The organism is Spiroplasma endosymbiont of Clivina fossor (assembly GCF_964031115.1).
In the GTDB taxonomy this organism is placed as follows: domain Bacteria; phylum Bacillota_I; class Bacilli_A; order Mycoplasmatales; family Nriv7; genus Nriv7.
Window position 1 is genome coordinate 450,932 of sequence record NZ_OZ035006.1, and the last position, 13,948, is coordinate 464,879.

Consider the following 13,948-nt stretch of genomic DNA (forward strand, 5'->3'; position numbering starts at 1 on the left):
GTATATTTTTAATATGATAGAGGGGGATAATAATTATGGAAAAAATAATTCAAGAACTAGTAAATACTTTAACAGATGATCAATTTTTAGAATTTTATGAAAAAGTCAAACAACAAGCAGAATTAATAAAAAAACAAAAACGGTTAAATGAAATTGATCAAAAATTTAGAGCGCAAGGTATTAAATGCCCTAAATGTGAATCTTACCATTGCGTTAAAAATGGACATAATTCAGAAGGAAAACAAAAATATTTATGTAAAAATTGCCGTGCAAGTTTTGACGCTTTTCGTAATCATTTTATTTATTGAAGTCATTTAAATTATGAACAATGAAATTTATTGATTCAAATTTCATTGCTGGGGCAATCTAGTAAAACAATTTCTCGTTTTATTAAAACTACATTAAAAACTGCTTGATATAATCGTCAAAAATTAATGAAATCAAAACAATTAGAAAATACCCAATTAAAATTTAAAAAATTATCTGGTAAAATCCAAATCGATGAAACATTTATTAAAGAAATCCATAAAGGAAATTTCAAATATAAAACTGATCCACGAAGAATTCACCTTGACCCATTCGCAACTAATACTAAATGCTGTATTCAAATGGCAATTGATAATAATAACAATATTTATGTTAAATCCACAAACACCAAACGTTTACAAAAACAATGAGTTATTGAAAATATGAACAAAGAATTAATTAACGAAAATTCAATTATTACTTCTGATATGCAAAAATTATATTTTTTAGTAGCAAAACAAACAAATTCTACTTTATGTGTAACTAAAACAACAATTAATCCTGAAGCTAGTTATCGTAACTTAAATAAAATCAGTAAATTACAATCTAGTCTTAAAGAAGCCTTAATTCATTATCATGGTTTAGGTTTTACTAATATTCAAAATTATTTAAATCTCTGAAAATGAAAATACCAACATAAGGGTTTAACTCCAAACCAACAAACAGCGGTATTATATTTTAATGTATAAAAAAGTTAAAGTAAAAATAGTAATTTTACATAAAAGCCTTTTAAAATTATCAAGTTGATGATTTTTTTTATTTTATCAAGAGTTTTCGACAAAATTAAAAGAAACAACTGTTTTAGTGGATTTAGGTTATCAAGGCATACAAAAAATTAATCATAATGTTTTAATTCCTAAAAGAAAATCAAAGAAAAACCCTTTAAATAAAGAAGAAAAGCAAAATAATGAGCGAATTTCAAAAATGAGAATTGTTATTGAAAATGTTTTTGCTATACTTAAAAAATTTAAAATTATTAGTGAAAAATATCGAAATCGTAGAAAAAGATTTGCTTTAAGATTTAATTTAATAGCTTCAATAGACTTCTTGCAAAATTAATATGATAATTATAATTTTTAAATTTAAAATAAATATAAAAGTGTTATTAAAATAATTTTTAGATTATTTTTACAAATATTTTGTCATTAAAACATAATAAAAATTATTATTTACAATAAAAAAAGACTGAAATTTTAAATTATCAAATATATTTAAACTAATAGTTGTAAATTATAAATTGAAGCTATTAAATTAAATCTTAAAGCAAATCTTTTTCTACGATTTCGATATTTTTCACTAATAATTTTAAATTTTTTAAGTATAGCAAAAACATTTTCAATAACAATTCTCATTTTTGAAATTCGCTCATTATTTTGCTTTTCTTCTTTATTTAAAGGGTTTTTTTTGATTTTCTTTTAGGAATTAAAACATTATGATTAATTTTTTGTATGCCTTGATAACCTAAATCCACTAAAACAGTTGTTTCTGGTAAAAATTTAATTTTTGAATCTTTTAAAATTTTAAAGTCATGGTTTTTACCATAAGAAAAATCAGAACTAATAATTTTTTTACTATCTTTTTCAATTATAACTTGTGTTTTTATTGTGTGTTTTTTCTTTTTTCCTGAGTAGTGCTGTTTTTGTCTTTTTTTGGGCGTTGGATTTGGCTTTCAGTTACATCAATTATAACAGTCTTATCTTTGAAATAATCTTTTAATAGTGATTTTTGACCAGTAAGTTGTTGAAAATTAGGGTGTTTTATTAAAGTGTCTTCAATTCATTTGATATTTCTATAACAACTACTTTCACTAATATCATAACTTTTTGCAATATGAAAATAAGTTCTATATTCTCTTCAATATTCTAAAGTCATTAAAATACGATTTTCTAATGATAATTTATTGGTTCTTCCGCGACGAAATCTCTTTTTTAATTCTTCTATTTTTAAAATTTCTAGCATTTTATTAAAAGTAGTATGTTTAATACCAGTTAATCTTAAAAAATTTTTATCACTTATTTGATTATTTTTTTTAAATTTCATTTAAATTCCACCTTTTTATTAAAAACAACAATTCAATTATATTTTAAATTAATTTTGCAAGAAGTCTAATCTTTTAATAGTGATTTTTGACCAGTAAGTTGTTGAAAATTAGGGTGTTTTATTAAAGTGTCTTCAATTCATTTGATATTTCTATAACAACTACTTTCACTAATATCATAACTTTTTGCAATATGAAAATAAGTTCTATATTCTCTTCAATATTCTAAAGTCATTAAAATACGATTTTCTAATGATAATTTATTGGTTCTTCCGCGACGAAATCTCTTTTTTAATTCTTCTATTTTTAAAATTTCTAGCATTTTATTAAAAGTAGTATGTTTAATACCAGTTAATCTTAAAAAATTTTTATCACTTATTTGATTATTTTTTTTAAATTTCATTTAAATTCCACCTTTTTATTAAAAACAACAATTCAATTATATTTTAAATTAATTTTGCAAGAAGTCTAATGAGTTATTGAAAATATGAACAAAGAATTAATTAACGAAAATTCAATTATTACTTCTGATATGCAAAAATTATATTTTTTAGTAGCAAAACAAACAAATTCTACTTTATGTGTAACTAAAACAACAATTAATCCTGAAGCTAGTTATCGTAACTTAAATAAAATCAGTAAATTACAATCTAGTCTTAAAGAAGCCTTAATTCATTATCATGGTTTAGGTTTTACTAATATTCAAAATTATTTAAATCTCTGAAAATGAAAATACCAACATAAGGGTTTAACTCCAAACCAACAAACAGCGGTATTATATTTTAATGTATAAAAAAGTTAAAGTAAAAATAGTAATTTTACATAAAAGCCTTTTAAAATTATCAAGTTGATGATTTTTTTTATTTTATCAAGAGTTTTCGACAAAATTAAAAAAATTAATTATTCTAATGTTGCTTTTTCTGTTTCATCTTTGGATTGTTCATAAGATTCTACAAAATCACATTCAGGATAATTGCTACAAGCAATAAATTTTTGATTACGACGATTAACTTTAATAACTTTTTCGCCTTCAATACATTGTGGACAAAATCCTAAATTAACTGGATTTAATGATGAAATATAACGACATTTCGGAAATGTTGAACAACCAATAAATTTACCATACTTTCCAAATCGATAAACTAAATCACTATCACATCGTGGACATTTAGTACCCGTCTTTTCAATCGCAACTTCTACCATTTTTTCAAAAGCTTCTTCAACACGAGGTTCAAATTTTTCTCAAAAAGAACCAACTAACTCTTGATAATCTTTTTCACCGTGACTAATTAAATCTAATTGTGATTCTACTTGTGAAGTATATGATTCACTAATAATATCTTGAAAAAACTCTTGCAGTTTATCACTAGTTAAAATTCCCTTTTCACTAGCTTTTAAAGCCTTATTCTCAAATAAAACATATCCTCGTTCATGCAAAGTTCTCATAATCGGAGCATAAGTACTAGGTCGCCCTACTCCTAATTCTTCCAATGTTTTAATTAATCGTGCCTCACTATATCGTGGTTTTGGTTTGGTTCAATGTTGCAATGCCTTAATATCTTTAATATTTACTACATCGCCAATTTTTCAAGCCGGTAATTTAATACTAATATTATCTTCCTCATCACTTTGATAATATTTTAAAAATCCTAAAAATAAGATTGTTTGTCCTGTCAACCGAAATTCATAATTATTATTATCCAAAATAATAGTTTTCCCCGTAATTTTTGCTGGGGCCATTAATGATGCCATCGCTCGATTATAAATTAGTTTATAAAGTCGCAATTGATCTTTACCTAAATAATTTTTTGCCTTCTCAGGAGTCATTAAAATATCTGTTGGTCGAATTGCTTCATGCGCATCTTGAACATTATTTTTCTTTTTAGTAATTTTTACTTGTCCTAAATAATCTTTACCTAATGATTCCGTAATAAAAGCAAAAGTATCACTAACAAATTTATCACTTAAACGAATTGAATCAGTTCTTGGATAAGTAATAACTCCTGTTAACAATCCATCAATATCAATTCCTTCATATAATTGTTGTGCTAATAAGGATGTTTTATTAGCAGCAAAATTTAATCGTGATGATCCATCTTGTAACATTGTTGAAGTAGTATAAGGATTATTTGCTTGTCTAATTCGCGGTTTTTCTTGAATATCAATAACTTTATATTTACTACTTAAATTTTTAATAATATTTTGAGAATCTGCCTCAGTTTTAATCTCAATATTTTTATTTAAATATTTTGTTAATTTTAAAATATGTTGCTTCCAATAAGCTTCAATTGTTCAATATTGTTCAGGAATAAAAATTTGATGTTCTTTTTCTCGCAACACAAGAAGTTTTAAAGCTACTGACTGAACTCTTCCTGCTGATTTTGAACGAATTTTCTTTTGCAATAACTTACTTAACCGAAAACCAATCATCCGATCAATCATTCTTCTTGCTTCTTGTGAATGAACTAAATTCATATCTAACTCTCTTGGTACTTTAAATGCTTCAATAACAATATCTTTAGTAATTTCATTAAAACTCACCCGAACAGATTTATTTTGAATTTTTAAAACTTCATTTAAATGATATGAAATTGCTTCTCCTTCACGATCGGGATCAGTTGCCAGAAAAATTTTATCAGCATCGTTTACTAAACCTTGTAACTTCTTAACAAGTGGTTTTTTCTTAGTTTCAATTCGATAATATGGAGTAAATGTTTCTAAGTCAATCCCTAAATAATATTCACCTTTATTCGCCAAATTGGTAATATGTCCCTCGGAAGAAACAACAGTATAATCATCTCCAAGATACTTTTGTACCGCTTTAGTTTTCGTTGGCGACTCCATAATAACAACATTTTTACTCATAACACTTTACTCCTTAAAAGAATCTTTTGATTCTCAATATTTTTATAAATACGGCAATATTTTAGTACATTTTAAAGACTTTATCAAGTTTACATCAATAGTTGTTTGCACTAATTTAGCACTATTTTTAATAAGATTATTAGTAGCAAAGTTCTCATAAATTTGATTAGAAACTGCAAAAACATCTTTATTTTCATTAAAAGCAATATCTACTAATGAATGAACAATTTTTTCATCAGCAAATGGTAATACCAATAATGCTTTTGATAATCCTAATAAAATTCTTTGAGCATTACTATCAATTGGACTAATATTTTCTCTTGTCATATTAAGCGGATATTCACTAAATAGACTTCTTGCAAAATTAATTTAAAATATAATTGAATTGTTGTTTTTAATAAAAAGGTGGAATTTAAATGAAATTTAAAAAAAATAATCAAATAAGTGATAAAAATTTTTTAAGATTAACTGGTATTAAACATACTACTTTTAATAAAATGCTAGAAATTTTAAAAATAGAAGAATTAAAAAAGAGATTTCGTCGCGGAAGAACCAATAAATTATCATTAGAAAATCGTATTTTAATGACTTTAGAATATTGAAGAGAATATAGAACTTATTTTCATATTGCAAAAAGTTATGATATTAGTGAAAGTAGTTGTTATAGAAATATCAAATGAATTGAAGACACTTTAATAAAACACCCTAATTTTCAACAACTTACTGGTCAAAAATCACTATTAAAAGATTATTTCAAAGATAAGACTGTTATAATTGATGTAACTGAAAGCCAAATCCAACGCCCAAAAAAAGACAAAAACAGCACTACTCAGGAAAAAAGAAAAAACACACAATAAAAACACAAGTTATAATTGAAAAAGATAGTAAAAAAATTATTAGTTCTGATTTTTCTTATGGTAAAAACCATGACTTTAAAATTTTAAAAGATTCAAAAATTAAATTTTTACCAGAAACAACTGTTTTAGTGGATTTAGGTTATCAAGGCATACAAAAAATTAATCATAATGTTTTAATTCCTAAAAGAAAATCAAAGAAAAACCCTTTAAATAAAGAAGAAAAGCAAAATAATGAGCGAATTTCAAAAATGAGAATTGTTATTGAAAATGTTTTTGCTATACTTAAAAAATTTAAAATTATTAGTGAAAAATATCGAAATCGTAGAAAAAGATTTGCTTTAAGATTTAATTTAATAGCTTCAATTTATAATTTACAACTATTAGTTTAAATATATTTGATAATTTAAAATTTCAGTCTTTTTTTATTGTAAATAATAATTTTTATTATGTTTTAATGACAAAATATTTGTAAAAATAATCTAAAAATTATTTTAATAACACTTTTATATTTATTTTAAATTTAAAAATTATAATTATCATATTAATTTTGCAAGAAGTCTAATTACTAAATGATATCTTTTAAGATACAAAAGCAATTCTTGTTGGCTTTCATCATAATTATTACTATCATTAATAATAACCACACTATTTCCAGAAATACTATTTTCTTTAATTAATTGATGAACTAATATTTCAACCCCAGCATTAAATGCTGTTATTAAAATTTTTTGATAGTTAACTAATTGTTGAACCATATCGTTAGCAACTTTTTTAATATAAACATTAGGGGAATGTGAACCCATAACAGCAATAATTTTTTGCGAATATTTTAATAAATCAATATTTCCTTCATAAAAAATTACAAACGGTGGTTTGTAAATTGTTTTTAAACCAGTCGGATATTGTGAACTTAAAATTGTTTTTTTAAAATGGGCCTGTCCAAAATTCTGTGTCTCGATAATTCATTCTGAATTATACTTAAACGAAGGAGAACAGAAAATGACAAAAAAAAATAAAAAAAGAACCTGATGCAATTGATAAAGTTGTTGATTATTTTTTAGAAAATATTGATAATCCACAAGATTTATTTAAAGGCAATACTATTTTTCAGGAATTTACCAAAAAATTAACTGAACGAATGTTAAATACGGAAATTAAAGATTATCTTGAAACTGATGAGAATCATAATAAAAGAAATAGCAACACACAAAAAACCATTATTACTAAAAATGGTTCAATCGCAATTGATGTACCAAGAGATCGAAATAGTACTTTTGAACCAGTAATTATTCCGAAAAGACAAAGAAGATTTGATAACTTTGATCAAAAAGTAATTTCTTTATATGCAAGAGGAATGACAATTTCTGATATCAAAGCACAATTGCAAGAATTCTATCACGGAGCAGAAATTTCAGAAAGTTTAATTAGTCAAATAACTGATGATGTTATTGAAGAAGTTAAAATGTGACAAACTAAACCTTTAGAGAAGATTTATCCGATTGTTTATTTTGATTGTATTGTTGTTAAAGTAAAGCAAGATAAACGAATAATAAATAAAGCAGTTTATCTTGCCTTAGGAATTAATTTAGATGGTTTAAAAGATATTTTAGGAATGTGAATTAGTGAGAATGAGGGAGCCAAATTTTGACTTAATAATCTTACGGAAATGAAAAATCGTGGGTTACAAGATATTCTTGGGACTGTACAATTAACTGTGTCTTTAAGTAATTAACTTAAATTCACTCTGTCCTCAAATTTTATCATTAAATGTGAAATTGCACTACCCCAATTTTGAATTGGCATCGTTCATTTCTTAACCATATTTTGAAATGCTAAATAAAATATTTTAAAAACTGATGCGTCATTAGGAAAAATCTTTTTATTCTTAATGACTTTTCTTAGTTGACTATTAACAGATTCAATCGCATTAGTTGTGTAAATAATCCTTCTAAATTCCTGAGGATATTCAAGAAAAATTATTAAATTATTTCAGTTATTTTTTCATGATTTAGTAATTTGTGGATACTTTTTATTTTATTTTTCTGAAAAATGATCTAAAGCAACTAGCGCTATTTCTTCATTAATTGCTGTATAAATTGATTTTAAATCATTAGCTACAAGTTTGCGATCTTTGTAAGGGACAAATTTTAAACTATTACGAATTTGATGAACAATGCATAATTGGTGCTGTGTTTTTGGGAACACAGCTTCTATTGCATCAGACATTCCAGTTAAATTATCGCTACAAGCAACAAGAATATCTTGTAAGCCACGATTTTTCATTTCCGTAAGATTATTAAGTCAAAATTTGGCGCCCTCATTCTCGCTAATTCACATTCCTAAAATATCTTTTAAACCATCTAAATTAATTCCTAAGGCAAGATAAACTGCTTTATTTATTATTCGTTTATCTTGCTTTACTTTAACAACAATACAATCAAAATAAACAATCGGATAAATCTTCTCTAAAGGTTTAGTTTGTCACATTTTAACTTCTTCAATAACATCATCAGTTATTTGACTAATTAAACTTTCTGAAATTTCTGCTCCGTGATAGAATTCTTGCAATTGTGCTTTGATATCAGAAATTGTCATTCCTCTTGCATATAAAGAAATTACTTTTTGATCAAAGTTATCAAATCTTCTTTGTCTTTTCGGAATAATTACTGGTTCAAAAGTACTATTTCGATCTCTTGGTACATCAATTGCGATTGAACCATTTTTAGTAATAATGGTTTTTTGTGTGTTGCCATTTCTTTTATTATGATTCTCATCAGTTTCAAGATAATCTTTAATTTCCGTATTTAACATTCGTTCAGTTAATTTTTTGGTAAATTCCTGAAAAATAGTATTGCCTTTAAATAAATCTTGTGGATTATCAATATTTTCTAAAAAATAATCAACAACTTTATCAATTGCGTCAGGTTCTTTTTTTATTTTTTTTTTGTCATTTTCTGTTCTCCTTCTTTTAAGTATAATTCAGAATGAATTATCGAGACACAGAATTTTGGACAGGCCCATATTCCTCTTCCTTCCTTCTTGTTGCTTGTAGTGATAATTTAACTGGGATGTCTGATGCAATAGAAGCTGTTTTCCCAAAAACACAGCATCAATTATGCATTGTTCATCAAATTCGCAATAGTTTAAAATTTGTTCCTTACAAAGATCGCAAACTTGTAGCTAATGATTTAAAATCAATTTATACAGCAATTAATGAAGAAATAGCGTTAATTGCTTTAGATCATTTTTCAGAAAAATGAAATAAAAAGTATCCACAAATTACTAAATCATGAAAAAATAACTGAAATAATTTAATAATTTTTCTTGAATATCCTCAGGAATTTAGAAGAATTATTTACACAACTAATGCGATTGAATCTGTTAATAGTCAATTAAGAAAAGTCATTAAGAATAAAAAGATTTTTCCTAATGACGCATCAGTTTTTAAAATATTTTATTTAGCATTTCAAAATATGGTTAAGAAATGAACGATGCCAATTCAAAATTGGGGTAGTGCAATTTCACATTTAATGATAAAATTTGAAGACAGAGTGAATTTAAGTTAATTACTTAGAGACACAGTTAATTGTACAGTTCCAATTCTTTCTAACGGAATTTTTTCCTTTTGATCTAATGCCTCATATACTTTATCTCAATTACCATTGTATTTGATAACAAAATATAATAATACTTTTTCCATAATTATTATGAACCTCCTGTTATTATATTTTGTTATCAAATAAGTAATTTCCTTTAACAAAATATTTATTTTTATTAACATATATAATATGATATCTCTTCTTTTTTTACTATAGTCTTCGCACTAAATTCCAGCAATAAAATAATAAAAATATTTCTAAACAACGTAGTCCCTTTTTTTATTATTTATTTCTATTTTAACAAATAAAAAATAGTACTTTAAAGTACTATTTTAAATATTTATTCTATCTTAATTTTATCATTACTATAAATTAAAAATTAATATTTTTGAAACTATTTTATTATTTAATTTTGTTTTTATTAGTAAAAATAATTTATCTTTATTTATCTTTATTTTTTTTATTTCATCATTAATAGTTAATGAGGGGATATTTATCTTTTCAACTGAGGTTGAATCTTGTTTTAAAATATAAACACTATCTTTAGTACCAAAATAAATATTATTTTCATCAAAATCAAAATACTTAATAAATAAGTTATTTGTTTCATCAATTTGTTTAACTTTAATTTCATTGTGCTTTAAAACATAAACACCTTCGTCTGTTGCAAAATAAATATTATTCTTACATTCATAAATACCATTAATATTTTTTTTATCTAATATTTTTTCTATTTTATCATTTTTAAGAACATAAGCGCCTTCCTTTGTTGCAAAATATAAATTAGCGGTTTTAAAATTAGTAATTAAATGTTTATCTACTATTTTTATTTTTTTTATTTCTTCAGCTAATTTTAAATTTGGCTTTAATAACGATAACTTATCGCGAGATTTTAAAAAGAAAGCATCATCATTTTTAATATATATTAAATCAACCCTAATATTATTTAATTGAGTAATTTTCAAATTATTGTCTAATTTATATAATCCATTATCTGTTCCAAAATAAACATTATTATCAAACGCAGAAATTGCATTTATATAAAAATCCGTTTGCTTTAATATAGATGGTGTTATTTTACCTTGTTTTAAAATATACATACCATTATCCGTTCCAAAATAAACATCATTATTTTGTACTAAAAGTGAGGTTATATTTTTATTTTCTATTCAAGAAATTTTTGTCATTTCCTGTTTATTTAAATCTAAAAAAAATACCTTTGTTTTAAATTCCTTATTAATTAAACTACGAGAAATAATAATATTTGTATTATTATAAGTAACTCATTCTGTTCTTGCAAAAAGTGGAAATTTGTCTATTTTATTAAAATTATTATTATTTTTATAGAACATTAAACTAATGAAGACAATTATTAATAAAACAATTAAACTTAAAATATATAATAATTTTTTAAAGTTTTTAATAACCATCATTAAAAGATAAAAGACTTTTTATTTTTCCTAATATTGCTTTATTTCTTTCATCATTAGTTTTGAATTTTTTTATTTCTTGCTCACTAAAAAGATCTTCACTGATTTTACTTATAAAATTATTTAATTGTTGATTTGTCAATTCCAATTCTGCTATTTTTTTGTTTAATTGTTGATTTGTCAATTCCAATTCTGCTATTTTTTTGTTTAATTGTTGATTTGTCAATTCCAATTCTGCTATTGTTTTGCTTAATGTATTTTCATCATTTTGAGTAACTGTTAATTTTTCTTGTAAGGATTCTATTTCACCAGTTAATTCCGTTATTTTTTGTTGTTTTTCATCTAATTTTGTATTTAAACTACTTTTTACTTGATTTATTTCCCTATTTTTATCATTTAAATCCTTTTGTAAATTTTCACCACTTTTTTGTAATTCTGCTATTGTTTTGCTTAATGTATTTTCATCATTTTGAGTAACTGTTAATTTTTCTTGTAGGGATTCTATTTCACCAGTTAATTTCGTTATTTTTTGTTGTTTTTCATCTAATTTTGTATTTAAACTACTTTTTACTTGATTTATTTCCCTATTTTTATCATCTAAATCCTTTTGTAAATTTTCACCACTTTTTTGTAATTCTGCTATTGTTTTGCTTAATGTATTTTCATTATCTGAAGTAACTGCTAATTTTCCTTGTAATGTTGCTATTTCACCAGTTAATTCCGTTATTTTTTGTTGTTTTTCATCTAATTTTGTATTTAAACTACTTTTTACTTGATTTATTTCCCTATTTTTATCATCTAAATCCTTCTGTAAATTTTCAACACTTTTTTCTAATTGAGATATTACTATATTTAATTGATTTTCCTTATTATTTTCAATTTTGATCTTTTCTTGTAGGGATTCTATTTCACCAGTTAATTCCGTTATTTTTTGTTGTTTTTCACCTAATTTTGTATTTAGTTCATTTTCTAGTTCTGCTATTTTATTGTTTTTATTATTTAAATCTCTTTGTAAATTTTCCAACATATTTTTATTATTTTCACTATTACGCAACTTGTCTTCTAACGAGGTAATGAAATCTTTTGATAAATTTATTTGATTATTTAGTTTATTTATTTTTTTACCTTCATTTTGTTCTAATTCTGCTATTTGCCTATTTTTATCATCTAAATCTTTCGCCATATTTTGAATTTTTACTTTTAACATAAAAAGAAATTGATTTAAATTTTTATTTAATTCTGTTAAAGATATATTTTTAAAAGAACTAACATCATTATCTAATAAAAATTCAATTTCATTATTTAAAGTTTCTAAAGTATCATTTAAACTATTTTTTTCTAATTTTGCTGTTTTTAATTCAATTTCTAATTCCGCTATTTTTTGTTGTTTTTCGTCTAATTGTGTGTTTAGATTACTTTTCAGTTGATTTATTTCATTAGTTAATTCCGCTATTTTTTGTTGTTTTTCATCTAATTGTGTGTTTAAATTACTTTTCAGTTGATTTATTTCTTTATTTTTATTATCTAGATTTTCTTTTATTAATTTTAATTGTTCTTTTATTAAAAAAAGTATATTTTTTGTTGACATTTCATTATTTAATTTAAATTTTGATTCTAAAAGATTTTGTAAATTTAAATTAATTTCTTTTAATTCTTTTGTAAAAGAATTTTCTAAATCTTTTTTTTCTTTAATTAATTGTTTTTTTGTAATTAACATGTTTTTTAAACTATTATAATCTAAATAATATATATTATTTTGGGTAATAAAATATATATTTTCTTTACTAAAAAAAACTTCTTTTATATTTCTTAATTTGTTTTTTATTTTTTTAAGAAAAATTCATTTTTTTGTATTTACATTTAAAAAATACATTTTCTCTTCGCATATAATATATATATTATTTTCAATATCAAAAAACATATTGTCAATATAGTAACTTAGTTTTAAGGTAAATTTATCACAGTTATCTTTATTTACTATATTATTAGAAAATTTATACAATTCTTTATTATAAAAATCTTTTGAAGAAATAAGATAAATATTACTTTTGTTATCAATCTTAATTCCTTCTATATTTAAATTTTGATTAATTTGTTTTAAAAAATCTAAATCAAGATGTGTAAACTGATTTTGATAATAAATAATTAAATTAAAAGAAAATTTTTTATCTTTCTTCCGACTAACAAAATAAACATCATTTTCATTACTAACATCAAAACCTAATATTTGTTCTTCAGAAAAAAATTTTTCTGCATAATCTTTGCTATTATTTATTAAATTATACTTAAATATATTATCATCTGATAAGAAATAAATAGTGTCCTTGCTGGTTTTAATTTTTGAAATATTAAAATTTTTAATACCATCTATATGAATATCTTTGATATAAGAACCATTTAAATTAAATCTAAAAATACTATTATTTGAAAGAAAATAAATATCATTTTCATTGATTAAAAATCGTATTAAATTATTTAATGAATAACTATATTTATCCGGTAAAGTAAAAGTTCTTTTATTTAATTGCTCCATTGATTGATTAAAATTATTGTTTGTTTTTGAATAAAGATAAAGTTCATTATTTTTGATATTTTTATACAAGAAATAAAAATCATTATTTTTAATATATGAACTAATAAATTCCAAATTTGCATTATCTTTTTTATCTAATAAATTATTATATTTTTGTATTATATTTTTCTTTTCTTTTTGCTTTTGGATTAAATTATTTGATTCTCTTTGTTTTTGAATTGGATAATTAGCAACAACTGCTGGCATACAACTACTTGTTATTGTAACTGTTCCTAATAATCCTACAAGTTTTTTTCTCATTTTGCTATTGTTCCTTTCTT

Annotated in this window: 15 protein-coding genes and 3 pseudogenes; 7 read left to right on the top strand and 11 right to left on the bottom strand. The window is 23.1% G+C overall.

The annotated features are described in order from the left end of the window. Positions 1–35: 35 nt before the first annotated feature. Both AAHM82_RS02895 and AAHM82_RS02900 read left to right on the top strand, forming a co-directional pair. A complete protein-coding gene (locus AAHM82_RS02895; protein ID WP_342263352.1) occupies positions 36–995 on the top strand; it encodes an IS1/IS1595 family N-terminal zinc-binding domain-containing protein in 960 nt (319 codons plus the stop codon). After that, positions 988–1,365, top strand: a complete 378-nt coding sequence (locus tag AAHM82_RS02900) for a transposase family protein (RefSeq protein WP_342264491.1) — start codon at positions 988–990, stop codon at positions 1,363–1,365. Before AAHM82_RS02895 ends, AAHM82_RS02900 begins: the two co-directional genes overlap by 8 nt. A gap of 152 nt (positions 1,366–1,517) precedes the next feature. Here the strand turns inward: AAHM82_RS02900 and AAHM82_RS12980 are convergent, their stop codons facing one another. The 4 genes from AAHM82_RS12980 to AAHM82_RS02910 form a co-directional block, all read right to left on the bottom strand. Further along, positions 1,518–1,715, bottom strand: coding sequence for a transposase family protein (locus AAHM82_RS12980; protein WP_425289052.1), 198 nt, complete (start codon positions 1,713–1,715; stop codon positions 1,518–1,520). Further along, positions 1,697–1,909 (bottom strand): hypothetical protein, encoded by a 213-nt coding sequence (locus AAHM82_RS12985; RefSeq protein WP_425289053.1) that lies wholly within the window; start codon positions 1,907–1,909, stop codon positions 1,697–1,699. The genes AAHM82_RS12980 and AAHM82_RS12985 overlap by 19 nt, the downstream gene beginning before the upstream one ends. Further along, a complete protein-coding gene (locus AAHM82_RS12990) occupies positions 1,906–2,346 on the bottom strand; it encodes a transposase family protein (RefSeq protein WP_342263396.1) in 441 nt (146 codons plus the stop codon). Before AAHM82_RS12990 ends, AAHM82_RS12985 begins: the two co-directional genes overlap by 4 nt. A gap of 65 nt (positions 2,347–2,411) precedes the next feature. After that, positions 2,412–2,747 (bottom strand): transposase family protein, encoded by a 336-nt coding sequence (locus tag AAHM82_RS02910; protein WP_342264266.1) that lies wholly within the window; start codon positions 2,745–2,747, stop codon positions 2,412–2,414. 84 nt (positions 2,748–2,831) lie between these two features. On the opposite strand from AAHM82_RS02910, the gene AAHM82_RS02915 reads away from it, so the two are divergent. Beyond that, on the top strand, positions 2,832–3,137 hold the full coding sequence (locus AAHM82_RS02915; RefSeq protein ID WP_342263451.1) for a hypothetical protein: 306 nt from the start codon (positions 2,832–2,834) through the stop codon (positions 3,135–3,137). A 107-nt stretch (positions 3,138–3,244) separates the two neighbouring features. Here the strand turns inward: AAHM82_RS02915 and topA are convergent, their stop codons facing one another. Together topA and AAHM82_RS02925 are read right to left on the bottom strand one after the other, a co-directional pair. Beyond that, a complete protein-coding gene (topA, locus tag AAHM82_RS02920) occupies positions 3,245–5,209 on the bottom strand; it encodes a type I DNA topoisomerase (protein WP_342264492.1) in 1,965 nt (654 codons plus the stop codon). A 42-nt stretch (positions 5,210–5,251) separates the two neighbouring features. Then, on the bottom strand, positions 5,252–5,536 hold the full coding sequence (locus tag AAHM82_RS02925; protein ID WP_342264493.1) for a hypothetical protein: 285 nt from the start codon (positions 5,534–5,536) through the stop codon (positions 5,252–5,254). A gap of 89 nt (positions 5,537–5,625) precedes the next feature. On the opposite strand from AAHM82_RS02925, the gene AAHM82_RS12995 reads away from it, so the two are divergent. Both AAHM82_RS12995 and AAHM82_RS13000 read left to right on the top strand, forming a co-directional pair. Beyond that, positions 5,626–6,066 carry a transposase family protein gene (locus AAHM82_RS12995; RefSeq protein WP_342263396.1) on the top strand — a complete coding sequence of 147 codons (441 nt, stop codon included), beginning with the start codon at positions 5,626–5,628 and terminating at the stop codon, positions 6,064–6,066. Beyond that, positions 6,063–6,455: a transposase family protein gene (locus tag AAHM82_RS13000; RefSeq protein WP_342264845.1), complete on the top strand. Its 393-nt coding sequence runs from the start codon at positions 6,063–6,065 to the stop codon at positions 6,453–6,455. Before AAHM82_RS12995 ends, AAHM82_RS13000 begins: the two co-directional genes overlap by 4 nt. 144 nt (positions 6,456–6,599) lie before the next feature. Here the strand turns inward: AAHM82_RS13000 and AAHM82_RS02935 are convergent, their stop codons facing one another. Next, entirely contained in the window at positions 6,600–7,145 is a 546-nt protein-coding gene (locus AAHM82_RS02935; protein ID WP_342264494.1) for a DNA-processing protein DprA, read from the bottom strand. On the opposite strand from AAHM82_RS02935, the pseudogene AAHM82_RS02940 reads away from it, so the two are divergent. Continuing rightward, positions 7,079–7,762: pseudogene (locus tag AAHM82_RS02940) on the top strand (IS256 family transposase); the annotation flags it as partial. The gene AAHM82_RS02935 and the pseudogene AAHM82_RS02940 sit on opposite strands and share 67 nt — an antisense overlap. 32 nt (positions 7,763–7,794) lie before the next feature. On the opposite strand, the pseudogene AAHM82_RS02945 reads toward AAHM82_RS02940, so the two are convergent. After that, positions 7,795–9,003: pseudogene (locus tag AAHM82_RS02945) on the bottom strand (IS256 family transposase). A gap of 98 nt (positions 9,004–9,101) precedes the next feature. Between AAHM82_RS02945 and AAHM82_RS02950 the strand changes: the two are divergent. Beyond that, a pseudogene (locus AAHM82_RS02950) lies at positions 9,102–9,632 on the top strand (IS256 family transposase); the annotation flags it as partial. Here the strand turns inward: AAHM82_RS02950 and AAHM82_RS02955 are convergent. The 3 genes from AAHM82_RS02955 to AAHM82_RS02965 all read right to left on the bottom strand — a co-directional run bounded on the left by AAHM82_RS02955 (position 9,629) and on the right by AAHM82_RS02965 (position 13,928). Then, positions 9,629–9,766 carry a hypothetical protein gene (locus AAHM82_RS02955; protein ID WP_342264496.1) on the bottom strand — a complete coding sequence of 46 codons (138 nt, stop codon included), beginning with the start codon at positions 9,764–9,766 and terminating at the stop codon, positions 9,629–9,631. The pseudogene AAHM82_RS02950 and the gene AAHM82_RS02955 sit on opposite strands and share 4 nt — an antisense overlap. 264 nt (positions 9,767–10,030) lie before the next feature. Next, positions 10,031–11,098 (bottom strand): hypothetical protein, encoded by a 1,068-nt coding sequence (locus AAHM82_RS02960; RefSeq protein WP_342264497.1) that lies wholly within the window; start codon positions 11,096–11,098, stop codon positions 10,031–10,033. Further along, the gene (locus AAHM82_RS02965) at positions 11,085–13,928 is read right to left on the bottom strand and encodes a hypothetical protein (protein WP_342264498.1); all 2,844 of its coding nucleotides are present in this window, start codon (positions 13,926–13,928) and stop codon (positions 11,085–11,087) included. Before AAHM82_RS02965 ends, AAHM82_RS02960 begins: the two co-directional genes overlap by 14 nt. Positions 13,929–13,948 lie beyond the last annotated feature (20 nt).